The sequence below is a fragment of the Kitasatospora sp. NPDC041988 genome (assembly GCF_055588525.1).
The window spans coordinates 206,125-232,221 of record NZ_JBVJCO010000007.1 but is presented as its reverse complement, the minus strand read 5'-3'; the positions used below and the strand labels follow the sequence as shown (position 1 = coordinate 232,221).

The 26,097-nt window shown below is 73.0% G+C and carries 24 protein-coding genes and 1 pseudogene; 21 read left to right on the top strand and 4 right to left on the bottom strand.

Annotation, left to right across the window (positions count from 1 at the left end; genetic code table 11):
* Positions 1 to 48: 48 nt before the first annotated feature.
* The 6 genes from ACZ6NC_RS10410 (at position 49) to glmM (ending at position 6,970) form a co-directional block, all read left to right on the top strand.
* Positions 49 to 1,203: an alpha-hydroxy acid oxidase gene (locus ACZ6NC_RS10410; protein WP_465730990.1), complete on the top strand. Its 1,155-nt coding sequence runs from the start codon at positions 49 to 51 to the stop codon at positions 1,201 to 1,203.
* Positions 1,200 to 2,504, top strand: coding sequence for an aminotransferase-like domain-containing protein (locus ACZ6NC_RS10405; protein WP_465730988.1), 1,305 nt, complete (start codon positions 1,200 to 1,202; stop codon positions 2,502 to 2,504). The genes ACZ6NC_RS10410 and ACZ6NC_RS10405 overlap by 4 nt, the downstream gene beginning before the upstream one ends.
* Before the next feature lie 63 nt (positions 2,505 to 2,567).
* Positions 2,568 to 4,226, top strand: coding sequence for an ABC-F family ATP-binding cassette domain-containing protein (locus tag ACZ6NC_RS10400; RefSeq protein ID WP_465730986.1), 1,659 nt, complete (start codon positions 2,568 to 2,570; stop codon positions 4,224 to 4,226).
* 210 nt (positions 4,227 to 4,436) lie between these two features.
* Positions 4,437 to 4,880, top strand: coding sequence for a 50S ribosomal protein L13 (rplM, locus tag ACZ6NC_RS10395; protein WP_465730984.1), 444 nt, complete (start codon positions 4,437 to 4,439; stop codon positions 4,878 to 4,880).
* 46 nt (positions 4,881 to 4,926) lie between these two features.
* Positions 4,927 to 5,430 (top strand): 30S ribosomal protein S9, encoded by a 504-nt coding sequence (rpsI, locus tag ACZ6NC_RS10390; RefSeq protein WP_148644401.1) that lies wholly within the window; start codon positions 4,927 to 4,929, stop codon positions 5,428 to 5,430.
* A gap of 175 nt (positions 5,431 to 5,605) precedes the next feature.
* The gene (glmM, locus tag ACZ6NC_RS10385) at positions 5,606 to 6,970 is read left to right on the top strand and encodes a phosphoglucosamine mutase (RefSeq protein ID WP_465730982.1); all 1,365 of its coding nucleotides are present in this window, start codon (positions 5,606 to 5,608) and stop codon (positions 6,968 to 6,970) included.
* A 122-nt stretch (positions 6,971 to 7,092) separates the two neighbouring features.
* On the opposite strand, the gene coaA is transcribed toward glmM, so the two are convergent.
* Entirely contained in the window at positions 7,093 to 8,088 is a 996-nt protein-coding gene (gene coaA / locus ACZ6NC_RS10380; RefSeq protein ID WP_465730980.1) for a type I pantothenate kinase, read from the bottom strand.
* A gap of 99 nt (positions 8,089 to 8,187) precedes the next feature.
* On the opposite strand from coaA, the gene glmS reads away from it, so the two are divergent.
* The gene (gene glmS, locus ACZ6NC_RS10375; RefSeq protein WP_465730978.1) at positions 8,188 to 10,044 is read left to right on the top strand and encodes a glutamine--fructose-6-phosphate transaminase (isomerizing); all 1,857 of its coding nucleotides are present in this window, start codon (positions 8,188 to 8,190) and stop codon (positions 10,042 to 10,044) included.
* 33 nt (positions 10,045 to 10,077) lie between these two features.
* On the opposite strand, the gene ACZ6NC_RS10370 is transcribed toward glmS, so the two are convergent.
* Entirely contained in the window at positions 10,078 to 10,635 is a 558-nt protein-coding gene (locus ACZ6NC_RS10370) for a Uma2 family endonuclease (protein WP_465548861.1), read from the bottom strand.
* A 134-nt stretch (positions 10,636 to 10,769) separates the two neighbouring features.
* Here ACZ6NC_RS10370 and ACZ6NC_RS10365 point away from each other — a divergent pair, with 134 nt between their 5' ends.
* The 6 genes and pseudogenes from ACZ6NC_RS10365 to ACZ6NC_RS10340 all read left to right on the top strand — a co-directional run bounded on the left by ACZ6NC_RS10365 (position 10,770) and on the right by ACZ6NC_RS10340 (position 16,913).
* On the top strand, positions 10,770 to 11,138 hold the full coding sequence (locus ACZ6NC_RS10365; protein WP_465548859.1) for a holo-ACP synthase: 369 nt from the start codon (positions 10,770 to 10,772) through the stop codon (positions 11,136 to 11,138).
* A 9-nt stretch (positions 11,139 to 11,147) separates the two neighbouring features.
* On the top strand, positions 11,148 to 12,653 hold the full coding sequence (locus tag ACZ6NC_RS10360) for an NAD(P)H-hydrate dehydratase (RefSeq protein WP_465730976.1): 1,506 nt from the start codon (positions 11,148 to 11,150) through the stop codon (positions 12,651 to 12,653).
* A gap of 341 nt (positions 12,654 to 12,994) precedes the next feature.
* Positions 12,995 to 14,161 (top strand): annotated as a pseudogene (alr, locus tag ACZ6NC_RS10355) (alanine racemase); the annotation flags it as partial.
* Between the two features lie 161 nt (positions 14,162 to 14,322).
* The gene (locus tag ACZ6NC_RS10350; RefSeq protein ID WP_465730974.1) at positions 14,323 to 15,816 is read left to right on the top strand and encodes an alpha/beta fold hydrolase; all 1,494 of its coding nucleotides are present in this window, start codon (positions 14,323 to 14,325) and stop codon (positions 15,814 to 15,816) included.
* Between the two features lie 247 nt (positions 15,817 to 16,063).
* Positions 16,064 to 16,558, top strand: coding sequence for a tRNA (adenosine(37)-N6)-threonylcarbamoyltransferase complex ATPase subunit type 1 TsaE (gene tsaE, locus ACZ6NC_RS10345; RefSeq protein ID WP_465730972.1), 495 nt, complete (start codon positions 16,064 to 16,066; stop codon positions 16,556 to 16,558).
* Positions 16,559 to 16,694: 136 nt separating this feature from the next.
* Positions 16,695 to 16,913, top strand: coding sequence for a hypothetical protein (locus tag ACZ6NC_RS10340; RefSeq protein WP_465730970.1), 219 nt, complete (start codon positions 16,695 to 16,697; stop codon positions 16,911 to 16,913).
* A 44-nt stretch (positions 16,914 to 16,957) separates the two neighbouring features.
* Here ACZ6NC_RS10340 and ACZ6NC_RS10335 read toward each other — a convergent pair whose 3' ends face one another.
* The gene (locus tag ACZ6NC_RS10335; RefSeq protein WP_465731021.1) at positions 16,958 to 17,530 is read right to left on the bottom strand and encodes a hypothetical protein; all 573 of its coding nucleotides are present in this window, start codon (positions 17,528 to 17,530) and stop codon (positions 16,958 to 16,960) included.
* A 188-nt stretch (positions 17,531 to 17,718) separates the two neighbouring features.
* On the opposite strand from ACZ6NC_RS10335, the gene tsaB reads away from it, so the two are divergent.
* The 5 genes from tsaB (at position 17,719) to ACZ6NC_RS10310 (ending at position 21,325) form a co-directional block, all read left to right on the top strand.
* Positions 17,719 to 18,375 carry a tRNA (adenosine(37)-N6)-threonylcarbamoyltransferase complex dimerization subunit type 1 TsaB gene (gene tsaB, locus ACZ6NC_RS10330; protein ID WP_396321443.1) on the top strand — a complete coding sequence of 219 codons (657 nt, stop codon included), beginning with the start codon at positions 17,719 to 17,721 and terminating at the stop codon, positions 18,373 to 18,375.
* A 110-nt stretch (positions 18,376 to 18,485) separates the two neighbouring features.
* Positions 18,486 to 18,965 carry a ribosomal protein S18-alanine N-acetyltransferase gene (gene rimI / locus ACZ6NC_RS10325; RefSeq protein WP_465731019.1) on the top strand — a complete coding sequence of 160 codons (480 nt, stop codon included), beginning with the start codon at positions 18,486 to 18,488 and terminating at the stop codon, positions 18,963 to 18,965.
* Positions 18,958 to 20,061 (top strand): tRNA (adenosine(37)-N6)-threonylcarbamoyltransferase complex transferase subunit TsaD, encoded by a 1,104-nt coding sequence (gene tsaD, locus ACZ6NC_RS10320; protein ID WP_465730968.1) that lies wholly within the window; start codon positions 18,958 to 18,960, stop codon positions 20,059 to 20,061. Before rimI ends, tsaD begins: the two co-directional genes overlap by 8 nt.
* Entirely contained in the window at positions 20,058 to 20,321 is a 264-nt protein-coding gene (locus ACZ6NC_RS10315) for a hypothetical protein (protein ID WP_465730966.1), read from the top strand. The genes tsaD and ACZ6NC_RS10315 overlap by 4 nt, the downstream gene beginning before the upstream one ends.
* An 89-nt stretch (positions 20,322 to 20,410) precedes the next feature.
* Positions 20,411 to 21,325 (top strand): polysaccharide deacetylase family protein, encoded by a 915-nt coding sequence (locus tag ACZ6NC_RS10310; RefSeq protein WP_465730964.1) that lies wholly within the window; start codon positions 20,411 to 20,413, stop codon positions 21,323 to 21,325.
* Positions 21,326 to 21,332: 7 nt separating this feature from the next.
* On the opposite strand, the gene ACZ6NC_RS10305 is transcribed toward ACZ6NC_RS10310, so the two are convergent.
* On the bottom strand, positions 21,333 to 22,508 hold the full coding sequence (locus tag ACZ6NC_RS10305) for a THUMP-like domain-containing protein (protein WP_465730962.1): 1,176 nt from the start codon (positions 22,506 to 22,508) through the stop codon (positions 21,333 to 21,335).
* A 298-nt stretch (positions 22,509 to 22,806) separates the two neighbouring features.
* On the opposite strand from ACZ6NC_RS10305, the gene groES reads away from it, so the two are divergent.
* The 3 genes from groES (at position 22,807) to ACZ6NC_RS10290 (ending at position 26,016) form a co-directional block, all read left to right on the top strand.
* On the top strand, positions 22,807 to 23,112 hold the full coding sequence (gene groES, locus ACZ6NC_RS10300) for a co-chaperone GroES (protein WP_014136232.1): 306 nt from the start codon (positions 22,807 to 22,809) through the stop codon (positions 23,110 to 23,112).
* Between the two features lie 132 nt (positions 23,113 to 23,244).
* The gene (gene groL, locus ACZ6NC_RS10295; protein WP_465730960.1) at positions 23,245 to 24,873 is read left to right on the top strand and encodes a chaperonin GroEL; all 1,629 of its coding nucleotides are present in this window, start codon (positions 23,245 to 23,247) and stop codon (positions 24,871 to 24,873) included.
* Positions 24,874 to 25,005: 132 nt separating this feature from the next.
* Positions 25,006 to 26,016, top strand: a complete 1,011-nt coding sequence (locus ACZ6NC_RS10290; protein ID WP_465730958.1) for a LysR family transcriptional regulator — start codon at positions 25,006 to 25,008, stop codon at positions 26,014 to 26,016.
* The last annotated feature ends 81 nt before the right edge of the window (positions 26,017 to 26,097 follow it).

Genomic DNA, 26,097 nt, shown 5'->3' with positions numbered 1-26,097 from the left:
AGCCTTCCGGGCTACGCACCGAGCCCTGCGGACCGTCAGGAGCCCGTGGTGACACCGGATCCCACCAGCGCCGGGGCCTTCGCAGGCACCGGGGCCGACGAGCCGGTCTGCCTCGCGGACATCGAGCGCGCCGCCTTCGCCACGGTGCCGAAGGACGTCTGGGACTTCGTCGCCGGGGGCAGCGGCCGCGAGCTCACGCTGGCGGCCAACCGCTCCGCGCTGGACGGCGTCCACCTGGTGCCCCGCATCCTGCGGGACGTCTCCGGCTGCACCGCCGGGACGACCCTGCTCGGCCGCGGCGCCGCGCTGCCGCTGGCGGTGGCACCGGTGGCCTACCACCGGCTGCTCCACCCCGAGGGCGAACTGGCCACCGCCCGCGCGGCCCGCCGCGCCGGGGTCCCGTTCACCATCGGGACGCTGAGCAGCTACCCGCTGGAGGAGGTCGCCGCCGCGGCCGGCCGCAGCTGGTTCCAGCTCTACTGGCTGCGCGACGAGGCCCGGCTGTTCGACCTGGTCGCCCGGGCCGAGGAAGCCGGCTGCGAGGCCCTGATGCTGACCGTCGACGTCCCGTGGATGGGACGGCGGCTGCGCGACATCCGCAACCGGTTCAGCCTGCCCGCGGACGTCACCGCGGCCAACCTCTCGGCCGGTACCGGCTCCGAGGCGCACACGGCCCGCCCCGGCGCCTCCGCGGTGGCCGCCCACACCAGCGTCGCCATGACCGAGGCGCTGACCTGGGAGCACGTCGAGCGCCTGCGGGCCCGCACCCGCCTGCCGCTGATCCTCAAGGGGATCCTCGACCCGGAGGACGCCCGCCTCGCCGCCGACCACGGCGTCGACGCGCTGGTGGTCTCCAACCACGGGGGGCGCCAGCTGGACGGCGCCGTCCCGGCCGGCACGATGCTCCCCGCGGTGCGCGAGGCCGTCGGCGACCGTGTCGAGGTCCTCTTCGACAGCGGCATCCGCACCGGTACGGACGTCCTGAAGGCCCTGGCCCTCGGCGCGTCGGGCGTCCTGCTCGGCCGCCCGCTGCTCTGGGGGCTGGCGGTCGGCGGTGAGGCGGGCGCCGACACCGTCCTGCGGCTCCTCGCCGAGGAGATCCGAGACGCGCTGGGCCTGGCGGGCTGCGACTCGCCGGCCGCCGCCCGGCTGCTGCGCACCGTCCGGGCCGACTACGACAGGGAAAGTGGTTCAGCACGATGAACAGCCAAGCGGTGGAACTCGCCCTCGGGACCCTCCACGAGTCCCTGGGGTCGCCGGTCAGCGAGTCCATGAACTTCCTCAACGAGGTGGCGCAGCGCTATCCGGACGCGATCTCCTTCGCGGCCGGGCGCCCGTACGAGGGCTTCTTCGACCTCGACGACATCCACCGCCACCTGGAGACCTACCGCCGGTACCTGACGGAGCGCCTGGGCGGCGACGAGGCCGCGGTGAGCCGGACGGTCATGCAGTACGGCCGCACCAAGGGCATCATCCACGAGCTGATCGCCCGGCACCTGGAGGTGGACGAGGGCATCACGGCGGACCCGGAGTCGATCGTGGTCACGGTCGGCTGCCAGGAGGCCCTGTACCTGACGCTGCGCGCCCTGCGCCGCCGCGACACCGACGTGCTCCTGTCGGTGGTGCCCGCCTACGTCGGGATGCACGGGGCGGCCCAGCTGGTCGACATGCCGGTGCTGCCGGTGGAGGAGACCCCGGAGGGGATCGACCTCGACCACCTGGTCGCCGTCGTGGAGCGGGCCAAGGCGGCCGGGCTGACCCCGCGCGCCTGCTACGCCGTCCCCGACTTCGCCAACCCGAGCGGGGTCAGGCTGAGCCTGGAGGCCCGCCGCCGGCTGCTGGAGCTCGCCGCGGAGCACGACTTCCTGATCCTGGAGGACAACCCCTACGGCCTGCTCGGCGACCCGGACGGCCCGCCGACGATCAAGTCGCTCGACGACGCCGCGCGGGTGGTCTACCTGGGGTCGTTCGCGAAGACCGGGATCCCCGGGGCCCGGGTCGGCTACGTGCTCGCGGACCAGCGCGTGGCGGGCGGTCACGGCGGCCCGGAGACCCTCGCGGACCAGCTCGCCAAGATCAAGAGCATGGTGACGGTGAACACCTCGCCGATCGCCCAGGCCGTGATCGCCGGGAAGCTGCTGGAGAACGGGTGCAGCCTGCGGGCCGCCAACACCCGCGAGATCGAGACCTACCGGAGCAACCTCCGCCAGGTGCTGGACGGGCTGGAGCGGCGGTTCGGCGGGGAGAAGGCCCCCGGCGTCTCCTGGAACACCCCGTCGGGCGGCTTCTTCGTGCTGCTCACCGTGCCCTTCGCCGCCGACGACGCGCTGCTGGAGTCCAGCGCGCAGCTGCACCGGGTGCTGTGGACACCGCTGCACCACTTCTACGCGGACCCCGAGCCGCGCCGGGTGATCCGGCTCTCCTTCAGCCACCTGCGGCCGCAGGAGATCGAGGAGGGTCTGGACCGGCTCGCCGCCTTCGTGCTCGGGCGGTCCGACGGCTGACCGCGGGCCGGCGGACCGAAATGCATTTGGGTCCGTCGGCCTGTACGTAGCAAAATCCGACGTATGGGACACGTCGAGATTTCGCACCTTGAGTACTACCTGCCGGACGGGCGGGTGCTTTTCGACGACGCGTCCTTCCGGGTCGGCGAGGGCTCCGCGGTCGCCCTGGTGGGCGCCAACGGGGCCGGCAAGACCACGCTGCTGCGCATGATCGCGGGCGACATCCAGCCGCACGGCGGCACGGTGACGATCAGCGGCGGCCTCGGCGTGATGCGCCAGTTCGTCGGCACCACCGGCCGCGAGGACCAGCGCGAGACGCCCGGGGCGCTCGCCGCCGACGCCTCCGTCCGCGACCTGCTGGTCTCCGTCGCCCCCGAGCGGATCGCCGTCGCGGCCCGCGCGGTGGACGCCGCCGAGCTCGCGATGATCGCCCAGGACGACGAGAAGACGCAGATGGCCTACGCCCAGGCGCTCTCCGACTGGGCGGACGTCGGCGGCTACGACTACGAGACCGACTGGGACGTCTGCACCATGGCGGCCCTCGGCATGCCCTTCGACAAGTCCCAGTGGCGCGGTCTGAACACGCTCTCCGGCGGTGAGCAGAAGCGGCTGGTGCTGGAGGCGCTGCTGCGCGGCCCCGAGGAGGTGCTGCTGCTGGACGAGCCGGACAACTACCTGGACGTCCCGGGCAAGCGCTGGCTGGAGGAGGCGATCAAGGCCACCTCCAAGACGGTGCTGTACATCTCCCACGACCGCGAGCTGCTCTCCCGGACGGCCGAGAAGATCATCAGCGTCGAGTCCGGCGCGGCCGGCAGCAGCGTCTGGGTGCACGGCGGCGGCTTCGACTCCTTCCACGAGGCCCGCAAGGACCGCTTCGCGCGCTTCGAGGAGCTCGGCCGGCGCTGGGACGAGGAGCACGCCAAGCTCAAGAAGCTGGTCGTCACGCTGCGCCAGGCGGCCTCCGTCAGCCACGCGCTCGCCACCCGCTACGCCGCCGCCCAGACCAGGCTGAAGAAGTTCGAGGAGGCCGGCCGCCCGGAGGAGCCCCCGCGCGAGCAGAGCATCACCATGCGGCTCAAGGGCGGGCGCACCGGCATGCGCTCCTTCACCATGGAGCAGCTGGAGCTCACCGGGCTGATGAAGCCGTTCGACCTGGAGGTCTTCTACGGCGAGCGGGTCGGCGTGCTGGGCTCCAACGGCTCCGGCAAGTCGCACTTCCTGCGGCTGCTCGCCGGGGACGAGACGGTCGCGCACACGGGTACGTGGAAGGTCGGCGCCCGGGTCGTACCGGGCCACTTCCGGCAGACCCACGCCCACCCGGAGCTGTTCGGCCGGACGGTGCGCTCGATCGTCGAGGAGGAGCACGCGCTCAGCCGCGGCGCCGCGATGGGCGCGCTGCGCCGGTACGAGCTGGACCGGCAGGAGGAGCAGAAGTTCGAGTCGCTGTCCGGCGGGCAGCAGGCCCGGCTGATGATCCTCAAGCTCGAACTCTCCGGCGTGACGGCCCTGTTGCTCGACGAGCCGACCGACAACCTGGACCTGGAGAGCGCCGAGGCGCTGCAGGCCGGGCTGGAGGCCTTCGACGGCACGGTGCTCTGCGTCACGCATGACCGCTGGTTCGCCAAGACCTTCGACCGCTTCCTGGTTTTCGGCGCCGACGGCCGGGTCTACGAGTCGCCCGAGCCGGTCTGGGACGTCACCCGGGTCGAGCGCGATCGCTGACCGTTTTTGACCCACTCGGGGTGGGCCGGTAGGCTGGGTGCTTGTTGTGCGTATTGGCTCGCTCTATCTCACGTGAGAGGTCGGTACGCCGGAGATACCAGGTCGACCACCCAGCGGCTCCCCTTGAATTGCGTCCAAGGCAGCCAGGCTGATGCGCTCGACCAGGTGCTCCTGTCAGGACTCACTCACTGAAAAGCAGAGGCTACGACCGTGCGTACGTACAGCCCCAAGCCCGGCGACGTCCAGCGTCAGTGGCACGTCATCGACGCGACCGACGTCGTGCTCGGCCGCCTGGCCTCCCAGGCCGCCAACCTCCTCCGGGGTAAGCACAAGGCGATCTACGCGCCGCACGTTGACACGGGTGACTTCGTCATCATCATCAACGCGGACAAGGTGCACCTGTCGGGTAACAAGAAGACCCAGAAGCTGGCGTACCGCCACAGCGGTTTCCCGGGCGGTCTCCGCTCGGTCCGCTACGACGACCTCCTGGCGAACAACCCGGAGAAGGCCGTCGAGAAGGCCATCAAGGGCATGGTCCCCAAGAACACCCTGGGCCGCCAGATGCTCTCGAAGCTGAAGGTCTACTCGGGCGACCAGCACCCGCACGCTGCCCAGCAGCCGGTGCCGTTCGAGATCACCCAGGTCGCGCAGTAACTCCGGCCACCTAGCCCCCCAACACTGAAAAGAGCTGAGGAACCCCGTGGCCGAGACCACTGAAACCCTTGAGGTCGACTTCGACGAGACCGTCGTCGAGGGCGAGTACACCTCCGAGGAGAGCTACACCTCCGAGTCGCTGGCCGGTCGCTTCGGCGAGGCCGTCCCCGGCGCCGGCCTTGGCCGTCGCAAGGAGGCGATCGCCCGCGTGCGCATCGTCCCCGGCACCGGCGTCTGGAAGATCAACGGCCGCACCCTGGAGAACTACTTCCCCAACAAGGTGCACCAGCAGACCGTGAACGAGCCCTTCAAGCTGCTGGAGCTCGACGGTCGCTACGACGTCGTCGCCCGCATCTCGGGTGGCGGCACCTCCGGTCAGGCCTACGCGCTGCGCCTCGGCGTTGCCCGTGCCCTGAACGAGGCCGACGTCGACAACAACCGCGCGGCCCTCAAGAAGGCCGGCTTCCTGATGCGTGACGCGCGTGCCGTCGAGCGCAAGAAGGCCGGTCTCAAGAAGGCCCGTAAGGCGCCGCAGTACAGCAAGCGCTAGTCGCGCCCGAGGGGTGTGTGCCGCCCTGGTGGTGCACACCCCTGGTTGCGCTCTCACGCCCCGGAGTACCCCGTGTACTCCGGGGCGTCGTGCTCCCCTGCCACGGTGCGGAGGCCGGGGTTCGATCGGATTTACTGCCGGATCACTGCCGGCAGCGGCGATGGAGGACGGGACTGTGGGACGACTCTTCGGTACGGACGGCGTACGCGGTGTCGCCAACGAAGGGCTGACGGCCGAGCTGGCGCTCGGACTGTCGGTCGCGGCGGCGCACGTACTCGGTGAGGCGGGGGCCTTCGACGGCCACCGGCCGGTCGCGGTGGTCGGCCGCGATCCCCGGGCCTCGGGCGAGTTCCTGGAGGCCGCGGTCATCGCCGGCCTGGCCAGCGCGGGCGTCGACGTACTGCGGGTCGGCGTGCTGCCCACCCCGGCGGTGGCGTACCTCACCGGCGCGCTCGGCGCCGACTTCGGCGTGATGCTCTCCGCGAGCCACAACGCCATGCCGGACAACGGCATCAAGTTCCTCGCCCGCGGCGGCCACAAGCTGGACGACCGCATCGAGGACGCCATCGAGACGCACTACCGGACGTACTCCGTCGGCAGCGACGAGTGGAAGCGCCCGACCGGCGCCGCCGTCGGCCGGGTCCGTGAGTACACCGAGGGCTTCGACAAGTACGTCGCCCACCTGATCGGCGTGCTGCCCAACCGCCTGGACGGCGTCCGGGTCGTCATCGACGGCGCCCACGGCGCGGCCGCCTACGTCGCCCCCGAGGCCTTCGCCCGGGCCGGCGCCGAGGTCGTCCACACCCTGGGGGCCGAGCCCACCGGCCTCAACATCAACGACGGCGTCGGCTCCACCCACCTGGACCGGCTGCGCGCCACCATGAAGGAGTACCGGGCCGACCTCGGCATCGCGCTCGACGGCGACGCCGACCGCTGCCTGGCCGCCGACGCGGACGGCAACGAGGTCGACGGCGACCAGATCATCGCGATCCTGGCCGTCGCCATGAAGGAGGCCGGCACGCTGCGGCGCAACACGGCCGTCGCCACCGTGATGTCCAACCTGGGCTTCAAGCTGGCGATGCAGCGCGAGGGCATCGAGCTGGTGGAGACCGCCGTCGGCGACCGCTACGTGCTGGAAGCGATGAAGGAGCACGGCTTCGCGCTGGGCGGCGAGCAGTCCGGCCACGTCATCCTGCTGGACCACGCCACCACCGGCGACGGCACCCTGACCGGCCTGATGCTGGGCGCCCGGCTGGCCGCCACCAAGCAGCCGCTGGCCGACCTCGCCTCCGTGATGACCCGGCTGCCGCAGCTGCTGATCAACGTCAAGGGCGTCGACAAGAGCCGGGTGAAGAGCAGCGAGGAGCTGGCGGCCGCGGTCGCCGAGGCGGAGGCCGAGCTGGGCTCCACCGGCCGGGTGCTGCTGCGCCCGTCCGGCACCGAGCCGCTGGTCCGGGTGATGGTCGAGGCCGCCGACCAGGTGCAGGCCAAGGCCGTCGCCGAGCGGCTGGCCGAGGCGGTCCGGACGCACCTGGGCTGACAGCCAGTCATGAGGAAGGCCCCCGCCGTTTCGTACGGTGGGGGCCTTCTCGGGTTGCCGGGGCGGGACTTCCGGGCCGTGCGGTTTTCGGGCCGTGAGATCCTCGGCCGTGGGGGCTGCCGTCAGAGCTTGCGCAGCAGGGCGCGGCGGACCTTGTGGTCCTGGCCCTTCTGCAGGATCAGGGTGGCGCGGCCGCGGGTCGGCAGCACGTTCTCCAGCAGGTTGGGCTTGTTGATGGTGCGCCAGACCTGCCGTCCGTACTCCATCGCCTCCTCCTCCGGCACCTCGGTGAAGCGGCGGAAGTAGGAGTTCGGGTCCTGGAAGGCGGTGTCCCGCAGCTTCTTGAAGCGGGAGAGGTACCAGCTCTCGATGTCGTCGGTGCGGGCATCGACGTAGATCGAGAAGTCGAAGTAGTCGGCCACCGCGAGCCTCGTCCGGCCGTCGGTGCCGGGCAGGGCCGGCTGAAGGACGTTCAGGCCCTCGACGATCAGGATGTCCGGGCGCTCCACGGTGAGCCGCTCGCCCTGCACGATGTCGTACACCAGGTGTGAGTAGACCGGGGCGGTCACCCGCTCCTTGCCGGCCTTCACGTCCGCCACGAAGCGCATCAGCGCGCGCCGGTCGTACGACTCGGGGAACCCCTTGCGCGCCATCAGGCCGCGCCGGCGCAGCTCGGCGTTGGGCAGCAGGAAGCCGTCGGTGGTGACCAGCTCGACCCGGGGGTGCTCGGGCCAGCGGGCCAGCAGCGCCTGGAGCAGACGGGCGGTGGTGGACTTGCCGACGGCGACCGACCCGGCCACGCCGATGATGAACGGGGTGCGGGTGCGCTCGGTGTCCGGGGTGTCCAGGAAGGTGCCCACCGCGCCGCGCAGCTCGTGCGTGGCGTGGATGTAGAGGTTCAGCAGCCTGGACAACGGCAGATAGACGTCGCGGACCTCGTCCAGGTCGAGGGCGGTGCCCAGACCGCGCAGCCGTTCCACCTCCTCGGCGGTCAGCGGCAGCGGCGTACGCTCGCGCAGCGCGCTCCACTCGGCCCGGCTGAGGTCCACGTAGGGGGACGGGGACGGGCCGGGCGTGGCGGCGCCCCGCGTACAGAGTTCGGTCAGCACATGCTCCATTGTGGGCCGTAGCGGCGTTCACGGTGGCTGTGGTGTCGGTCACGCGCACGGGGTGAAGCGTGCGAAAAGGGCATCCTGGCCGCCCTTATGCTGGCACGCATGTGCGGAATCGTTGGATACGTGGGCGCTCAGCCCGCTCTTGATGTAGTAATCGCAGGCCTGCAGCGACTGGAGTACCGGGGCTACGACTCGGCCGGTGTCGCGGTGCAGGTGCAGGGCTCCGACGGGCAGTGGAGCCTGGCCACCGACAAGCGGGCCGGCAAGCTCGCCAACCTGGAGAAGTCGCTCGCCGAGACCCCTCTTCCCGGCGGCACCACCGGCATCGGCCACACCCGCTGGGCCACCCACGGCGGCCCGACGGACGCCAATGCCCACCCCCACCTGGACGACGCCGCCCGGGTCGCCGTGGTGCACAACGGCATCATCGAGAACTTCGCCCAGCTGCGGGCGGAGCTGGCCGAGCGCGGCCACACGCTGCGCTCGGAGACCGACACCGAGGTCGTCGCGCACCTGCTGGGCGAGGTGTACGAGGGCGACCTGGCCGAGGCCATGCGGGTGGTCTGCCGCCGTCTGGACGGCGCCTTCACCCTCGTCGCGGTGCACGCCGACGCGCCGGACGTGGTGGTCGGCGCCCGCCGCAACTCGCCGCTGGTGGTCGGACGCGGCGAGGGCGAGAACTTCCTCGCCTCCGACGTCGCCGCGTTCATCGCGCACACCCGCGAGGCGATCGAGCTCGGCCAGGACCAGGTCGTCGAGCTGCGCCGCGAGGGCGTCACCGTGACCAACTTCGACGGCACCCCGGCCGACGTCCGCGAGTACCACGTGGACTGGGACGCCTCGGCCGCCGAGAAGGGCGGCTACGACTACTTCATGCTCAAGGAGATCGCCGAGCAGCCGAAGGCCGTCGCCGACACCCTGCTCGGCCGGATCGGCACCGACGGCCGGCTCACCCTGGACGAGCTGCGGATCTCCGACGCCGACCTGCGCTCGGTCGACAAGGTCGTCATCGTCGCCTGCGGCACCGCGTTCCACGCCGGCATGATCGCCAAGTACGCGATCGAGCACTGGACCCGCATCCCCTGCGAGGTCGAGGTCGCCTCCGAGTTCCGTTACCGCGACCCGATCATGGGCCCGGGCACGCTGGTCATCGCGATCTCGCAGTCCGGCGAGACCATGGACACCCTGATGGCGCTGCGGCACGCGCGCGAGCAGGGCGCCAAGGTGCTGGCGATCTGCAACACCAACGGCTCCACCATCCCGCGCGAGTCGGACGCGGTGCTGTACACGCACGCCGGGCCCGAGGTCGCCGTCGCCTCCACCAAGGCGTTCCTGACCCAGCTGGTCGCCTGCTACCTGGTCGCCCTCTACCTGGGCCAGGTGCGCGGCACCAAGTGGGGCGACGAGATCTTCACCATCATCCGCGAGCTCGGCGACGCGCCGAAGCAGGTCGAGCAGGTGCTGGAGACCATGGAGCCGGTGCGCGAGCTGGCCCGCTCCCTGGCGGACGCCAAGTCGGTGCTGTTCCTGGGCCGGCACGTCGGCTTCCCGGTCGCGCTGGAGGGTGCGCTCAAGCTCAAGGAGCTGGCGTACATGCACGCCGAGGGCTTCGCGGCGGGCGAGCTCAAGCACGGGCCGATCGCGCTGATCGAGGAGGGGCTGCCGGTCGTGGTGGTCGTGCCCTCGCCGCGCGGGCGCTCGATCCTGCACGACAAGATCGTCTCCAACATCCAGGAGATCCGGGCCCGCGGCGCCCGCACGATCGTCATCGCGGAGGAGGGCGACGAGGCGGTCGTCCCGTACGCGGACCACCTGATCCGCATCCCGGCGACGCCCACGCTGCTCCAGCCGCTGGTCTCCACCGTGCCGCTGCAGGTCTTCGCCTGCGAGCTGGCCACGGCCAAGGGCCACGAGGTCGACCAGCCGCGCAACCTGGCGAAGTCGGTCACGGTCGAGTAGTACCCGGCCCGGTGCCCCTGCGGTGGCTGCGGCCTACCGCAGGGGCGCCGTGTCGAGCGTGAAGGAGAACGGGGCGGGGAGGTCGATGAGCTTGCCGAAGTCGACCTGGGTGAGGGCGGTGTAGTCGCCGTCCTTCGGTTCGGTGAACAGTGTCACCTTGCTCTCGCTGCGGTCGACCAGGAGGTAGCAGGGGACACCGGCGGCGGCGTAGCCCAGCCGCTTGACCTCGCGGTCCTTGACGGGACTGGTCGACGTGACTTCCAGGACGAGCACGATGCCGATCGTGGACGACCACGAGTCCTGGGCACGGAAATGGCCCACAGGAGCAACAGTGGCGTCCGGGATGAACCGCCCCTTCGGCGTGATCAGCCCCTTGCCCCCGCTGACGTAGAGTTCCTCGGCCGCCTGCCGCGCAACGGCGCGGCCGAACCTGGCCACCGCATCCTCGTGGTCACCGTCCGGCGGTGGGGTCACGATGATCTCCCCTTCGATCAGTTCAGCCTTGAAGCCCGGCGGCGTGTCCAGCTCCAGGAATGCCTGGAGGATGCCGTCCTGGTCCGGGGGGCCCTCGACTGCTGGCATGGCGACCATGGCCCTTCTCCCTCCTGCTGGTCCTTGCGCGTGCCAACCCTTGCGGGCGAGACGGTGGGCGTACGGACCGACACCGGTGGGGGATCGAAGTGGTTGTCCCTCGAAAGTGTCCCGCAAAGCCGGAGGAGCAGCAGGTGATCATCGGAGTCGGGATCGACGTGGCCGCCATCGACCGGTTCGAGGCCGCACTGGAGCGCACGCCGGGGATGGCGGAGCGGCTGTTCACGCCGGGCGAGCTGCGTTTGCCGTCGGGGGAGCGGCGGGGGGTGGCCTCGCTGGCGGCGCGGTTCGCGGCGAAGGAGGCGCTCGCCAAGGCGCTCGGCGCGCCGGGCGGGCTGCACTGGACGGACGCCGAGGTGGTGAGCGCCGACTCGGGCCGGCCGGAGCTGCGGGTGCGGGGGACGGTGGCCGCGCGGGCGGCCGAACTGGGCGTCGGGTCGTGGCACGTGTCGCTCAGCCATGACGCGGGCGTAGCGTCGGCGGTAGTCATCGCCGAGGGTTAGGGCTTTTGCATGCGCCGCGCTCACCGTGTCGAACAGGTCCGGGCCGCCGAGGCCGAACTGATGGCCCGCCTGCCCGAGGGGACCCTGATGCAGCGGGCCGCCGCCGGCCTCGCCGCCACCTGCGCCCGGCTGCTGACGCGCCGTCGCGGCCGGGTCTACGGCAGCCGGGTGGTGGTGCTCGCGGGCAGCGGCGACAACGGTGGTGACGCGCTGTACGCCGGCGCCGCGCTGGCCCGGCGCGGGGCCCGGGTGACGGCGGTGCTGCTCGCGCCCTCCCGTGCCCACGCCGGTGGTCTCGCCGCGCTGCGGGCCGCGCGCGGCCGGGTGGTGCTGGAGCAGGAAGTCGGCCTGGCCGACTTCTCGTGCGCGGACCTGGTGCTGGACGGCATCGTCGGCATCGGCGGGCGCGGCGGGCTGCGCCCGGAGGCGGAGCCGTACGCGCAGGCGCGGCGGCGCGGCGTGGTGGTGGCCGTGGACGTGCCCAGCGGGGTGGACGCCGACACCGGCGAGGTGGCGGGCGTGGCGCTGCGGGCGGATGTCACGGTCTGCTTCGGGACGTACAAGCCGGGGCTCCTGATCGACCCGGGCGCCGCGTACGCGGGCGCGGTGCAGCTGGTGGGGATCGGGCTGGACCTGCCGCCGGCCGGGGTGGAGGCCTTGCAGCACGCCGAGGTCGGGGCGCTGCTGCCGGTGCCGGGGGCGGAGAGTGACAAGTACCGGCGCGGCGTCGTCGGGGTCGCGGCCGGTTCGGCGACGTATCCGGGGGCGGCGCTGCTCGCGGTCGCCGGAGCGCTGCACGGCGGCGCGGGCGCGGTGCGGTATGTCGGGACGGCGGCCGAGGAGGTGGTCCGGCGGTTCCCGGAGGCGCTGGTCACCGAGGGCGGACCGGCCGGCGCCGGGCGGGTGCAGGCCTGGGTGGTCGGCCCGGGTGGCGGTGAGGGCGCACGGCAGGCGCTCGCGGAGGCGCTGGCGAGCGACGTGCCGGTGCTGGTGGACGCGGACGGCCTGACCGAGCTGGGCCGGCTCGGCCCGGGAGCGCTCGCGGGGCGGACGGCGCCCACGCTGCTCACCCCGCACACCGGCGAGGCGGCGCGGCTGCTGGCCGGGGCGGACGGCACCGCCCCGCCGGCCGCCGACGAGCTGGCGGCCGCCCGGCTGGCGACCGCCCGCCGGCTCGCCACGGCGTACCGGGCGACGGTGCTGCTGAAGGGCTCCACCACGGTGGTCGCAGACCCGGGTGGCCCGGTGCGGGTCAACCCGACCGGTACGCCCTGGCTGGCCACCGCCGGCAGCGGGGACGTCCTGGCCGGCCTGGCCGGCTCCCTGCTCGCGGCCGGCCTGCCGGTCCTGGACGCCGCCTCGGTGGCCGCCTACCTGCACGGTCTCGCGGGCCGGCACGCGGCGGGCGCCCCGGGGGCTCCGGTCACGGCGCTGCAGGTGGCCGCGGCGCTCCCGGTGGTCTGGCGCGACGTGCGGGCCTCGGCAGGGAGCGTGGGCGAGTGGGAGACCGAATAGGCCGACCGGTCTACATAGTCGCGGGGCGGGTCGGGGTGGAGTGGGCGCCCGGAGCGTCGGGAGACTGAATGGACTGACCGGTCTACATAGTTTCGAGGCGGGTCGGACGCCGGGACGCTGGGAGGTCGAATAGACCGACCGGTCTACATAGTTTCGGGCCGGGGCGGGCGCCGGGATGGCAGCCATGGAGTGGGACGCCGGCGGGGCCGACTTCCCACTCCGGTAGCCGGTGCAACCAGCGGCGCTTCGTGGGCGTCGGGAACAGCGGGGAGGGGTGTGGGGGCCGCCGCGCCGACGGGCCGTTCGGCGAGGACTCCGGGACGTCTGGGAGACTGACCCTGATGACAACTGCGAAGACGACCGGCACGGCCACCCTCACCGACGGCGTACGGGCCGAGGCGACCATTGATCTGGCCGCCCTGCGCGGCAACCTGGCCGCGCTGCGCGAGCGCGTGGGCGGGTCCACGGTGATGGCCACGGTCAAGGCGGACGCCTATGGCCACGGCGCGGTCCGGTGTGCCCGCGAGGCGGTCGCCGCAGGGATCGGCTGGCTCGGCACGGCGCTCCCGCAGGAGGCGCTGGCGCTGCGCGCCGCCGGCATCCGCCCCGACCAGGCCCGCGTCCTCTGCTGGCTCTGGACGCCCGGAGGCCCCTGGCGCGAGGCGCTGCTCGCCGACGTCGACATCTCGGTGTCGGGGCAGTGGGCGCTGGACGAGCTGCTGGCCGCCGTCCGCGCGACCGGCATCCCGGCCCGGGTGCACCTGAAGGCCGACACCGGCCTCGGCCGCAACGGCTGCCAGCCGCACGACTGGACCGAGCTGGTCGCCGCTGCCCGGCGCGCCGAGACGGAGGGCCTGCTCACCGTGGTCGGCATCTGGTCGCACTTCGCGGCCGCCGACGAGCCCGGCCACCCCTCCATCCAGGCCCAGCTGGACTCCTACCGCGACGCCCTGGCCCATGCCGAGGCGGCCGGGCTGCGCCCCGAGGTCCGGCATCTCGCCAACTCGCCGGCCACTCTGCTGCTCCCGCAGTCGCACTACGACATGGTGCGCACCGGCCTGGCGATGTACGGGCTGTCGCCCGTCCCGGAGGTCGGCTCGCCCGCGGACTTCGGGCTGCGCCCGGTGATGGCGCTGACCGCCCGGCTGGCACTGGTCAAGCAGGTCCCCGGCGGACACGGGGTCAGCTACGGCCACCACTACACCACCCCGGGGCCGACCACTCTCGGCCTCGTCCCGGTCGGTTACGCCGACGGCATCCCCCGGCACGCCAGTGGCACCGGGCCGGTGCAGATCGCGGGCAAGTGGCGGACGGTGGCGGGCCGGGTCGCGATGGACCAGTTCGTCGTCGACCTCGGCGGGGACACCCCCGCGATCGGCGACGAGGTGCTGCTGTTCGGCAACGGCGACCAAGGCGAGCCGACCGCCGAGGACTGGGGCCGCGCCTGCGGGACGATCTCGTACGAGATCGTGACCCGGATCGGCGCCCGGGTGCCGCGCCGCTACCTCGGTGGCATCGCCCCGGACCCGCTCGCCGCAGACCCGCTCGGCGCAGACCGGCTCGCCGCGGAGCCGCTCACCCAGGACCGGCTCGCCGTGGACCCGCTCGCCCGGAGCCCGTTCGGCCACGGCCCGCTCGGCCGGGAACAGCTCGCCGAGGGTCCGCGCGCATGAGCGAGGAGGCCGGGTCCGGGCCGGTGGCGGCGGTGGCCAAGGCCGCGGGCGCGGCGTCCGGGGTGAGCCGGGCCGGCCTGATCGGCATCTCGGTCGGTGTGGTCGCGGCCGGCGCGGCCGCCGGTGTGGCGATCGAGCGGCTGACGGTCGGCCGGGCGACCCGCCGCCGGGCCCGTGCCGAACTGGACGCCAACGCCCCGTACGGCTCGCTGCGCGGACGCCCCCGCACGGTGACCGCCGCCGACGGCACCGAGCTGTACGTCGAGGTGGACGGCACCGGCTGGCCCGAGCCCGTCCGGCTGCGCCCCGCGCTCATGGGGCCGGAGACGGACGCGGACACGGCGGGGTCGGAGTCGAGGCAGGCCGACGACGACGCAGGCAGCACGCCGGTCCGGCGAGGTCGGCTCACCCGCCGGCGCGCGGACGCCCCGGACACCACCGCGAGCAGCAACGGCAACGGCAACGGCAACCCCGATGGTCCGGTGGACCGCACCGGACTGCCGGGGCTGCTCGGCGGCTCCGGCGCGCTTGTCCGGGCCGGCCGCCGATCCGGCCTGGTGGCTGCCGCTGCCGCTGTCGCCGCCCCTGACTCCGCCGGCTCCCCCGAGGCCGAGCCGCTGACCGTGGTCTTCTGCCACGGCTACTGCCTCAACCAGGACAGCTGGCACTTCCAGCGTGCCGCCCTCCGCGAGGGCATGCGCCTGGTCTTCTGGGACCAGCGCAGCCACGGCCGCTCCGAGCGGTCCCGCTCGTACCTGGCCGGCGAACCCGCGAGCATCGACCAGCTGGGCGGGGACCTCAAGGCCGTGATCGACGCCGTCGCACCGGCCGGGCCGCTGGTCCTGGTCGGCCACTCGATGGGTGGCATGACGGTGATGGCACTGGCCGACCAGCACCCGGAGCTGTTCCGGGAGCGGGTCGCCGGGGTCGCGCTCATCGGCACCCTGGCGGGGGACTGGGACGCCGTCACCCTCGGCCTGCCGGCGGTCGGGGCCAAGCTCTTCAAGAAGGTCGCGCCGGGCGTGATGAAGCTGCTCGGCCGCCAGGTCGAGCTGGTGGAGGCGACCCGCCGACTGGGCGCGGACGTCAGTGCCGTCTTCTACCGGAAGTTCTCGTTCGGCGGGAAGGACGTCGACCCGGGCGTGGTCCGGTTCGCCGAGCAGCTGCTGGACGCCACCCCGATCGACGTGGTGGCCGAGTTCTACCCGGTCTTCGGCGCGCACGAGAAGTCCGCCGCGCTGGCGGCCCTGCGCGGCATCCCCACCCTGGTGCTGGCCGGCACCAAGGACCTGCTGACCCCGCCCGGCCACAGCGAGGCGATGGCCGAGCAGCTGCCCGGCGCCGAACTGGTCCTGGTCGAGGACGCCGGCCACCTGGTGATGCTGGAGCGCCCCGACCTGGTCGACCAGCGCCTGGCCGCCCTGCTCAAGCAGGCGGTCGACTTCCGGCGGGCGGCCCCGCTGCCGCCCTCGGTCTGCGAACTGGCCTGAGCGCCGCCGTGCGGGTGGCCCCGCGACCGTCCGGCGGGGAGCGGAAGCAGGGCGGCGGCTATCCCCGCGCTTCCCGAGAAGGGTCTGTCCGGGATCCGGCGGCCCGGGGCATGCAGGCGGCCACCCGAGGGCGGACCGGGGCGGACCGGGCCCGGAGCGCGGGCGGGCGGGGATGTGGCACCGTAGCGGGGGCGCCCGGCGGTCGGTGCGCCGCCGTACGGAACGCACCGAAGGGCTTGATTCGCGCATGGGCTCGCACACCCTCACCGTCGCCACCCCCGAGCGGATGGGCCGGCTCGGCCGGGAGCTGGCCGCGCTGCTGCGGCCGGGAGACCTCGTGCTGCTCTCCGGCGAGCTGGGGGCGGGGAAGACCACGCTGACCCGGGGCCTGGGGGAGGGGCTGCAGGTGCGCGGGGCGGTCACCTCGCCGACGTTCGTGATCGCGCGGGTGCACCCGTCGCTGGTGGGCGGGCCGTCGCTGGTGCATGTGGACGCGTACCGGCTGGGCGGGGACCTGGACGAGATGGAGGACCTCGACCTGGACGTCTCGCTGCCGGAGTCGGTGGTGGTCGTCGAGTGGGGCGAGGGCAAGGTCGAGCGGCTGTCCGAGGACCGGCTGGAGGTCCGGATCGAGCGCGCCATCGGCGACACGGCGGACCAGGACGACCTGGACCCGCGCCGGGTGGTGCTGACCGGGATCGGCCCGCGTTGGGCGGGCGTGGAGCTGGCGAAGCTCGCCTGAGCCGCCCCGGCCGGACGTGCCCGGGCTCCCCTGCCGCCGACTGTTACCGACAGGCTGTCGGCAAAGTGTTGCGGGCGGGGGACCGGGCGTGATGGGATAGGTGCTGCGGTTAGGTCTGCCTAACTAGGGAGGCGCCATGTCGAGCCCCACCCCCGCCCCGGAGCGCGCGCCGCGCGGTACCGGGGCCGGAGAGCCCGCCCGCAGCGTTCAGGGCGCGCCGATGCGAGCCCTGCTGGCCGCGTGTGCGGCCGCGGAGGCGGTCTCCACCCCGCCGGAGCGCCACGAGAGTGCCGAGGCGGCCGAGGCGGCATCGGAGACGGCCGGGCCGGCGGTCGGCGCCCCGCGCGCCGCCTGAACCCCTCCCGCGAGCCCGGCGAGCCCCACGGCGGGCCGCGCCGGTCAGGCGATCACGATCACCTTGGTGCCGTTCGACGCGAAGTCCCAGAGCAGCTGACCCTCCGGCCGCCCGCTGCGGATACCGCCGGTCTTGGCCTTCGGGTCGGTGGTGGGGGTGGCGCCGTCCACGGCCGCGCTGAAGCCGAACACCACGCCGTTCTGCTGGGCGAAGCGCACCACGTGCTCGATCTGCCGTCCGTCCGTCCCGGTGGCGGTGGGCGTCCGGCTGTACACCGGGTAGCTGCCGGGGGTCGGCTCCACCGAGCCCGGGGTGACTGCGAAGGCGGCCAGCACCTGCGGGTTCTTCTTGGGGTCGACCAGCCAGACGTAGTGGCTGCCGACCGAGTAGACGACCCGCAGCCCGGTGCCCGAGGTGGCGGGCAGTGTCGGGACGGTCGGGGTGGCCGAAGCGGTCGGGGTGGCCGAGGCGGCCGGTCCGCTCGACGACGTGGACGCGGCGGCGCTCGGGCGGGTGGCGCCCGCGCGGTCCTGCGCGCCGTTGGCCTGGAAGGCCAGCAGGCTCACCACCGCCAGGGCCCCCAGGGTCAGCCCCGTGACCACCACTCCAGGACCCATCTTCGCCACGTGTGCTCCCACCGCCGTCCCAAAACCCGTCGGCCCCATCGTGCCAGGTCCGTCCGCCCGGACCCGCACCCCGTAGGACGTGTGTTCCGAACCCGGACGTCTTGTCGATCGGGCGGAGCAGGAACGGGCGGAGCAAGACCGGCGGCCGTCCTCCGCCCCGACCGGTCTAACCTTGACCCGTGCTGCTGCTCGCGTTCGACACCGCTACCCCCGCCGTCACCGCCGCCGTCCATGACGGCACGGCCGTCCTCGCCGAGACCGACCAGGTCGACGCCAGGCGCCACGGCGAACTGCTCCTCCCCGCCATCGACCGGGTGCTGCGGACGGCCGGCGTCGACAAGCACCGGCTGACCGGCATCGCCGTGGGCGTCGGCCCGGGCCCGTACACGGGCCTGCGGGTCGGCCTGGTCACCGCCGCCGCGCTCGGCCACGCGCTCGGCGTGCCGGTGCACGGCGTCTGCACCCTGGACGCGATCGCCCACCGGGCGCGCGCCGAGGGCCTGGCCGGCGAACCGTTCACGGTGGCCACCGACGCGCGCCGCAAGGAGGTCTACTGGGCCTCGTACGACGCCGACGGCCGCCGTACCGAGGGCCCCGCGGTGGACCGCCCGGCCGAGCTGACGCCGCAGCCGCGCGCGGTCGGCGCCGGCGCGCTGCTCTACCCGGACGCCTTCCCCGGCGCGCACGGGCCGGAGCACGTCTCGGCCGGCGCGCTGGCCGACTTCGCCGCCGCCGAGCTGGCCGCGGGCCGCGAGCTGCTGCCCAACGTGCCGCTCTACCTGCGCCGCCCGGACGCCCAGGTGCCGGCCGGCTACAAGGCGGTGCTCCCGGCGTGACCGGCCTGACCGGCCCGAGCAGCCTGACCGGCCTGAGCAGTGCCACCGGCCCGAGCAGTGCCACCAGCCCCGGCGACAGGGCCGCCGCCGCCCCCGCCACCCTGCGCCCGATGCGCTGGTGGGACATCGCCCCGGTGATGGAGCTGGAGCTGGAGCTCTTCCCGGAGGACGCCTGGTCCACCGGGATGTACTGGTCCGAGCTGGCCGAGGCCCACCCCGGCGGCACCCGCCACTACACCGTCGCCACCACCCCCGACGGCGCGATCGCCGGTTACGCCGGGCTGATGGTGGTGGCCGGCGAGGGCGACGTGCAGACCATCGCCGTCGACCACCGTCACCAGGGCTCCGGCCTCGGCGCGGCGCTGCTCACCGACCTGATCCGGGAGGCCGCCCGGCGCGGCTGCGCGGAGCTGCTGCTGGAGGTGCGGGTGGACAACCCGCGCGCCCAGCGGCTGTACGAGCGGTTCGGCTTCGAACCGGTCGGCATCCGGCGCGGCTACTACCAGCCGGCCAACGTCGACGCGCTGGTGATGCGCCTCGACCACCCAAGCATCGAACCGAAGGACCTGAAGGAAACCCGCCATGGCTGACGAACCGCTCGTCCTCGGCATCGAGACCTCCTGCGACGAGACCGGCGTCGGCATCGTGCGAGGCACCACCCTGCTCGCCGACGCGGTCGCCTCCAGCGTCAACGACCACGCCCGCTTCGGCGGCGTGGTGCCGGAGATCGCCAGCCGCGCGCACCTGGAGGCGATGGTCCCGACCATCCAGCGCGCCCTCGACACCGCCGGAATCAAGGCGAGCGACCTGGACGGCATCGCCGTCACCGCCGGCCCCGGCCTCGCGGGCGCGCTGCTGGTCGGCGTCAGCGCGGCCAAGGCGTACGCCTGGGCGCTGGACAAGCCGCTGTACGGGGTCAACCACCTCGCCTCGCACATCTGCGTGGACCAGCTGGAGCACGGCCGGCTGCCCTCGCCGACGATGGCCCTGCTGGTCTCCGGCGGGCACTCCTCGCTGCTGCTCAGCGAGGACATCACCAGTGACGTCCGCCCGCTCGGTGCGACCATCGACGACGCGGCCGGCGAGGCCTTCGACAAGGTGGCCCGGGTGCTGGGGCTGGGCTTCCCCGGCGGCCCGGTGGTCGACCGCACCGCCCGCGAGGGCGACCGGAAGGCGATCGCCTTCCCGCGCGGTCTGACCGGCCCGAAGGACCCGGAGTTCGACTTCTCCTTCTCCGGCCTGAAGACCGCCGTCGCCCGCTGGGTGGAGGCCAAGCGCCGGGCCGGCGAGGAGGTGCCGATCGCCGACGTGGCGGCGTCCTTCCAGGAGGCGGTCACCGACGTGCTGACCCGCAAGGCGGTCAAGGCCTGCCGAGACAACGGCGTCGACCACCTGATGATCGGCGGCGGGGTCGCGGCCAACTCGCGGCTGCGCGAGATGGCCCAGCAGCGCTGCGACAAGGCCGGCATCCGGCTGCGGGTGCCGCGTCCGGGCCTGTGCACCGACAACGGCGCGATGGTCGCCGCGCTGGGTTCCGAGATGGTCTGGCGCGACCGCGCGCCGTCCTCCTTCGACCTCTCGGCCGACTCCTCACTGCCGGTCACCGAGGTCCACGTGCCGGCCGTGCCGACCGGTCACGGGGACGTCCACGGGCAGGCGTACGAGGCGTTGGGCGGGGAGAGGTGACCACCACCGCCGCCATGTGGGAGGCCCGCGCCGCCGACGGGCGCGGCGCCGAGCTGGCCGCCTGGGTGCGGGAGGCCGCGCTGCCCGCGCTGCGCGGCTCGGCCGGCCTGGTCCGTACCGAGCTGTTCGGCGCGCCGGGCGACCGCGTGCTGCTCATCACCTGGTGGACGGGGGAGCCGGTGCCGGTGGCCGAGCCGCCCGCCGCACTGGTCGGCCGCCCGGTGCACTGCTGGTCCTTCGTCAGCGAGCATGTGGAGTAGCCGCTCGTAAGCCTGTCCGGGAACCGAACACCCGACCGCTACCGTGCATAGCTGAGAGACAGCTGGACGGGACCGGGGAGCGCGGCGCGGTGAAGAGGTACGGGCGGGGCAGGACGAGGACGTACGCGGTGGGGGCGCTGGCCCTGCTGGCCGCCGCCACCGGGTGCGGCAGCAGCGGCGGGTCCGGCAAGGCGGCCATGGTCGCCACCCCGCCCCCGACGGCCGCCCAGTCCGCCGGAACGCCCTCGCCCGCCGGCCAGGCCCCCGCCGCCGCGCCCGCCGCGGCACCCGCCGCCGGGGACGCGGCAGCCTGGGCGAAGTGGAACCTCAAGCCGCTGCCGCCGGCGCCGGCGGCGCCCGCCGACAAGCCGGTCAAGCTCCAACGGACCGGTCCCGTACCGGTGTTCAGCGAGGTGAAGACCACCGACAAGGTCGTCTTCATCACCATCGACGACGGCGCCGAGAAGGACCCGAAGTTCGTCGAGATGCTGACCGACCTCAAGGTGCCGGTCTCGATGTTCCTGACCCGGGACATCGTCAAGGACAACTACGGCTACTTCAAACCGCTCCAGGCGCTCGGCAACCACATCCACAACCACACCGTGGACCACGCCCAGATGAGCAAGGTCCCGCCGGAGAAGCAGAAGTCCGAGATCTGCGACGCGCAGTCCGCGCTCACCCAGCAGTACGGCACCGCGCCGCTGCTGTTCCGCCCGCCGTACGGGGACGGTGCCGACACCCCGGCGCTGAACACCTCGGTGCAGCAGTGCGGGCCGCGGGCGATCGTGCTCTGGCGCGAGTCGATGCAGATCCACGACATGCAGTACCAGGCCGCCGACAAGAAGCTGAAGCCCGGCGACATCGTCCTCGCCCACTTCCGCGGCCCGAAGGACCTCAAGGGCGAGACGATGACGCAGATGTTCGGGGAGATGCTGGCCCGCATCCAGGAACAGGGCTTCGCGGTGGCCCGGCTGGAGGACTACATCCAGGCGCCCGCCACCTGAGCGGGCACTACGGGAACGTGACCGGCTGACCGAGCATCATCAGCGGGCCGTGGTCGGTACGGCTGAGGATCACCGTGACGGAGTTCGGGCCGCTCGGCTTCAGCTGGCGGCGCAAGTCCTCCGGGGTGATCGCCATCCCACGCTTCTTGATCACCACCGTGCCGACGGCCCGCTCGCGCAGCAGTGCCTTCAGCTTCTTGATGTGGAACGGCAGTACGTCGGTGAGCTCGAAGGCGTGCGCGTACGGGGTGGCGACCAGCTCGTCCGAGGTGAGGTAGGCGATCTTCGGGTCGATCAGCCGGCCGTTCACCTGCCCGGCCACCTCGGCGACCAGGTGGGCGCGGATCACCGCGCCGTCCGGCTCGTACAGGTAGCGGCCGACCGGGCCGGCCGGCGGATCGGGCAGGTCGCCGCCGGCGAGGCTGGCCTGCCGGGGGAGCAGGGTGGCCCGGTGCGGGCGCTCGGCCCTGGTGCCGAACCAGAGCACCGCCTCCTTGACGTCGCCGTGGTCGGAGACCCACTCGGCCTCGGCGTCGGCGGGGACGGCCTCGTGGGGGATGCCGGGGGCCACCTTCAGCGCGCCGATCGGGGTGCGCCGACCGGCCTCGATCGCCCAGGAGAGCGGCGGGGCGTACGCCTCGGGGTCGAACACCCGGCCGCGTGAGGTGCGGCGGGCCGGGTCGGTGAAGACCGCGTCGAAGCCCGTGACGTCGACCTCCGTGACGTCCGCGCAGCGCACCTCGACCAGGCCGTCCAGGCCCAGCGCGGCGGCGTTGGCGGCGGTGGCGGCGCAGGCCGCCGGGTCCTTGTCGACCGCGAGCACCTCGATCCCCGCCCGGGCCAGCGCCAGCACGTCCCCGCCGATCCCGCAGCAGAGGTCGGCCAGCCGGCGCACCCCCAGCTCGGCGAAGCGCCGCGCCCGCCACTCGGCGACGCTGCGCCGGGTGGACTGCTCGACCCCGTTGGGCGTGAAGTACATCAGGTCGGCGTCCTCGCCGAACTTGGCCCGGGCCCGCTGCCGCAGCCGCGCCTGCCCGAACGCGGCCGACACCAGTCCGGCCGGGTGCTCCCGCCGCAGCCGGGTGGCCAGCGCCAGTTCCTCCTCGGGCGCGAACTCGCGCAGCTCGGCGAGCAGGGCTTGGCCCTCGGGGGTCAGCAGGGGCTGCAGGTTCTCGGTCTCCACACGGTCATTCTCGCCGGTCACCCGCCGGGGAAGCCCGCGAAGGCCCGGACCAGTGGCGGGAACGGCGCCGGCCCGGCATCGCACATGAGTACGGCTGCTCATCGCGTCGGCGAAGCGGACGGGCGCGCCGTTGGCACTCTGGTTGACTGAGTGCTAACCGCGGCCTATGGTCGTCCTTGGCACTCTCCACCAGGAGAGTGCTAACGCGAAGAAGCGTGTCTGACCCCCGCGACGGCAGGCCCGCAGGTTCGCCACTACCCGTTAGACAACCCCGTAATCTCCGAAGGGGAGCTCGGACGTGACCACCAGCAGCAAGGTTGCCATCAAGCCGCTCGAGGACCGCATCGTGGTCCAGCCGCTCGACGCCGAGACCACCACGGCCTCCGGCCTGGTTATCCCGGACACCGCCAAGGAGAAGCCCCAGGAGGGCGTCGTCCTGGCTGTCGGCCCGGGCCGCTTCGAGGACGGCCAGCGTCTGCCGCTCGACGTCGCCGTCGGTGACATCGTCCTGTACTCGAAGTACGGCGGCACCGAGGTGAAGTACCAGGGCGAGGAGTACCTCGTCCTCTCGGCGCGCGACGTTCTCGCCATCATCGAGAAGTAAGCAGCACCGAGAAGTCAGTCGTTCCAGCCCGCCCCGGATCCGTGTCCCAGTGACAGGGGCCCGGGGCGTGGTTGTTGGTTCACGTAGTCCGGCGGCCGGTGTGCCGGCCGCAGCCCCGAGGGAATAGGGAACATGGCGAAGATCCTGCAGTTCGACGAGGACGCCCGCCGCTCGCTGGAGCGCGGTGTCAACAAGCTGGCCGACACCGTCAAGGTGACCATCGGTCCCAAGGGCCGCAACGTCGTCATCGACAAGAAGTTCGGCGCCCCGACCATCACCAACGACGGTGTCACCATCGCGCGTGAGGTCGAGCTGGACGACCCGTACGAGAACCTTGGCGCGCAGCTCGTCAAGGAGGTCGCCACCAAGACCAACGACGTCGCGGGCGACGGCACCACCACCGCCACCGTGCTGGCCCAGGCCCTGGTCAACGAGGGTCTGCGCAACGTCGCCGCCGGTGCCGGCCCGGCCGCTCTGAAGAAGGGCATCGACAAGGCCGTCGCCGCCGTCTCCGAGCACCTGCTGTCCATCGCCCGCGAGATCGAGGGCAAGGACGACGTCGCCGCCGTCGCGTCCCTCTCCGCGCAGGACACCCAGGTCGGCGAGCTGATCGCCGAGGCGATCGACAAGGTCGGCAAGGACGGTGTCATCACCGTCGAGGAGTCCAACACCTTCGGCGTGGAGCTGGACTTCACCGAGGGCATGCAGTTCGACAAGGGCTACCTGTCGCCGTACTTCGTCACCGACGCGGAGCGTCAGGAGGCGGTCCTTGAGGACCCGTACATCCTGATCAACCAGGGCAAGATCTCCTCCATCCAGGAGCTGCTGCCGCTGCTGGAGAAGATCCTGCAGGGCGGTGCCTCGAAGCCGCTGCTGATCATCGCCGAGGACGTCGACGGCGAGGCGCTGTCCACCCTCGTGGTGAACAAGATCCGCGGCACCTTCAACGCGGTCGCCGTCAAGGCCCCGGGCTTCGGTGACCGCCGCAAGGCGATCCTGGGCGACCTGGCCACCCTGACCGGTGCCACCGTCATCTCCGAGGAGGTCGGCCTCAAGCTCGACCAGGCCGGTCTGGACGTGCTGGGCACCGCCCGCCGCGTGACCATCACCAAGGACGAGACCACCGTCGTCGACGGTGCCGGTGACACCGAGGCCGTCGCCGGTCGCGTCGCCCAGATCAAGGGCGAGATCGCCAACACGGACTCCGACTGGGACCGCGAGAAGCTGCAGGAGCGCCTGGCCAAGCTGGCCGGCGGCGTCTGCGTCATCAAGGTCGGCGCCGCCACCGAGGTGGAGCTGAAGGAGCGCAAGCACCGCCTGGAGGACGCCATCTCGGCGACCCGCGCCGCGGTCGAGGAGGGCATCGTCGCCGGTGGTGGCGCCTCCCTCGTCCACGCCGCCAAGGTGCTGGAGGGCGGCCTGGGCCTGTCGGGTGACGAGGCGACCGGTGTCGCGGTCGTCCGCAAGGCGCTCGCCGAGCCGCTGCGCTGGATCGCCCAGAACGCCGGTCTTGAGGGCTACGTCATCACCCACAAGGTCGCCGAGCTGGAGGCCGGTCACGGCTTCAACGCGGCCACCGGCGAGTACGGCGACCTGCTGAAGGCCGGCGTCATCGACCCGGTCAAGGTCACCCGCTCCGCGCTGGAGAACGCGGCGTCGATCGCCTCCCTGCTGCTCACCACCGAGACCCTCGTGGTGGAGAAGAAGGAAGAGGAGGCCGACAGCGGCCACTCGCACGGCGGCCACGGCCACTCCCACTGACGCCTGATCAGTGACCGAGGCCCGGTCCGCGCTCCTTCGGGAGCCGGGCCGGGCCTCCGGCGTCGGGCGTGCTTCAGTGTTCAACTATCAGTAGAATTTTGCATACAGCAAAGCTTGGCTTATAACTGAGGCATGATCGAGGCCCGCCATCTGCGCGTCCTGCGTGCCGTCGCCCGCACCGGCTCCTTCTCCGCCGCCGCTCGCGAGCTGGGCTGCACACAGCCCGCCATCAGCCAGCAGATGAAGGCCCTGGAGAAATCCGTCGACACCCCGCTGGTGGTCCGCTCCGGCCGCGGCATGCAGCTGAGCGAGGCCGGGCGGGTGCTGCTCAAGCATGCCACCGGGATCCTGGCCGGGCTCTCCGCCGCCGAGGAGGAGGTGGCGGCGATCGCCGGGCTGCGGGCCGGGCGGGTGCGGCTCGTCTCCTTCCCCACCGCGAGTTCCACCCTGGTGCCACCGGCCGTCGCCCGGCTGCGGGACAGCCATCCGGGGGTCCGCGTGTCGCTGGTCGAGGCGGAGCCGCCGGAGTCGCTGGCGATGCTGCGCGGCGGCGAGTGCGAGGTCGCGCTGGCCTTCCGCTACCCGCAGGCCCCCGGCGGCGCCCCGGTGCCGGCTCCTGCGCCCGCACACGGCACGCCGCGCGAGGCGCGGGCCGAGGCCAATCTGGAGGCCCAGCAGCTCAGTGCCGGCACCGACTGGTCCGATCTGGTGGTCACCCCGCTGCTGGACGACCCGCTGGTCGGCCTGCTGCCCGCCGCGCACCCGCTGGCCGGGCGCGGCAGCGGCCCGGTGGAGCTGGCCGACCTGGCCGGGGAGCAGTGGATCGCGGGCTGCCCGCAGTGTCGGGGGCACCTGGTGGAGCTCTGTGCGGGAGCGGGCTTCGAGCCCCGGATCGACTTCGCGACCGACGACTACCCGGCGGTGGTCGGCCTGGTGGCGGCCGGGCTCGGGGTGGCGGTACTGCCGGGGCTGGCGCTGGAGTCGGTGCGCCCTGACGGCGTGTCGGCGGTGCCGGTGCGGACCGCCTCGGGGACGCCGGCGGTGCGGCAGGTGGTCGCTCTCACCCTGCCGGACCTCGCCGAGGTGCCGGCCGTGGCGCTGATGCTGGAGCGGCTGGCGGGCGCGGCGGCCGCCGGGCGCTGACCGTGGCTCACGGGGCCGAAGGCGTCCGTCCCGGGTCGGGTGGCGGGACGAAATGCCGGGCGGCGTGAGGCGCCGCGAAGA

What these genes read in the sequence shown, in the direction of transcription:
- ACZ6NC_RS10405 (WP_465730988.1), top strand. Translation starts at nt 1,200, where the DNA reads ATGAACAGCCAAGCGGTGGAACTCGCCCTCGGGACCCTCCACGAGTCC.
- ACZ6NC_RS10400 (WP_465730986.1), top strand. Translation starts at nt 2,568, where the DNA reads ATGGGACACGTCGAGATTTCGCACCTTGAGTACTACCTGCCGGACGGG.
- coaA (WP_465730980.1), bottom strand. Translation starts at nt 8,088, where the DNA reads ATGGAGCATGTGCTGACCGAACTCTGTACGCGGGGCGCCGCCACGCCC.
- glmS (WP_465730978.1), top strand. Translation starts at nt 8,188, where the DNA reads ATGTGCGGAATCGTTGGATACGTGGGCGCTCAGCCCGCTCTTGATGTA.
- ACZ6NC_RS10370 (WP_465548861.1), bottom strand. Translation starts at nt 10,635, where the DNA reads ATGGTCGCCATGCCAGCAGTCGAGGGCCCCCCGGACCAGGACGGCATC.
- ACZ6NC_RS10360 (WP_465730976.1), top strand. Translation starts at nt 11,148, where the DNA reads ATGCGCCGCGCTCACCGTGTCGAACAGGTCCGGGCCGCCGAGGCCGAA.
- ACZ6NC_RS10350 (WP_465730974.1), top strand. Translation starts at nt 14,323, where the DNA reads ATGAGCGAGGAGGCCGGGTCCGGGCCGGTGGCGGCGGTGGCCAAGGCC.
- tsaE (WP_465730972.1), top strand. Translation starts at nt 16,064, where the DNA reads ATGGGCTCGCACACCCTCACCGTCGCCACCCCCGAGCGGATGGGCCGG.
- ACZ6NC_RS10340 (WP_465730970.1), top strand. Translation starts at nt 16,695, where the DNA reads ATGTCGAGCCCCACCCCCGCCCCGGAGCGCGCGCCGCGCGGTACCGGG.
- ACZ6NC_RS10335 (WP_465731021.1), bottom strand. Translation starts at nt 17,530, where the DNA reads ATGGGTCCTGGAGTGGTGGTCACGGGGCTGACCCTGGGGGCCCTGGCG.
- rimI (WP_465731019.1), top strand. Translation starts at nt 18,486, where the DNA reads ATGCGCTGGTGGGACATCGCCCCGGTGATGGAGCTGGAGCTGGAGCTC.
- tsaD (WP_465730968.1), top strand. Translation starts at nt 18,958, where the DNA reads ATGGCTGACGAACCGCTCGTCCTCGGCATCGAGACCTCCTGCGACGAG.
- groL (WP_465730960.1), top strand. Translation starts at nt 23,245, where the DNA reads ATGGCGAAGATCCTGCAGTTCGACGAGGACGCCCGCCGCTCGCTGGAG.
- ACZ6NC_RS10290 (WP_465730958.1), top strand. Translation starts at nt 25,006, where the DNA reads ATGATCGAGGCCCGCCATCTGCGCGTCCTGCGTGCCGTCGCCCGCACC.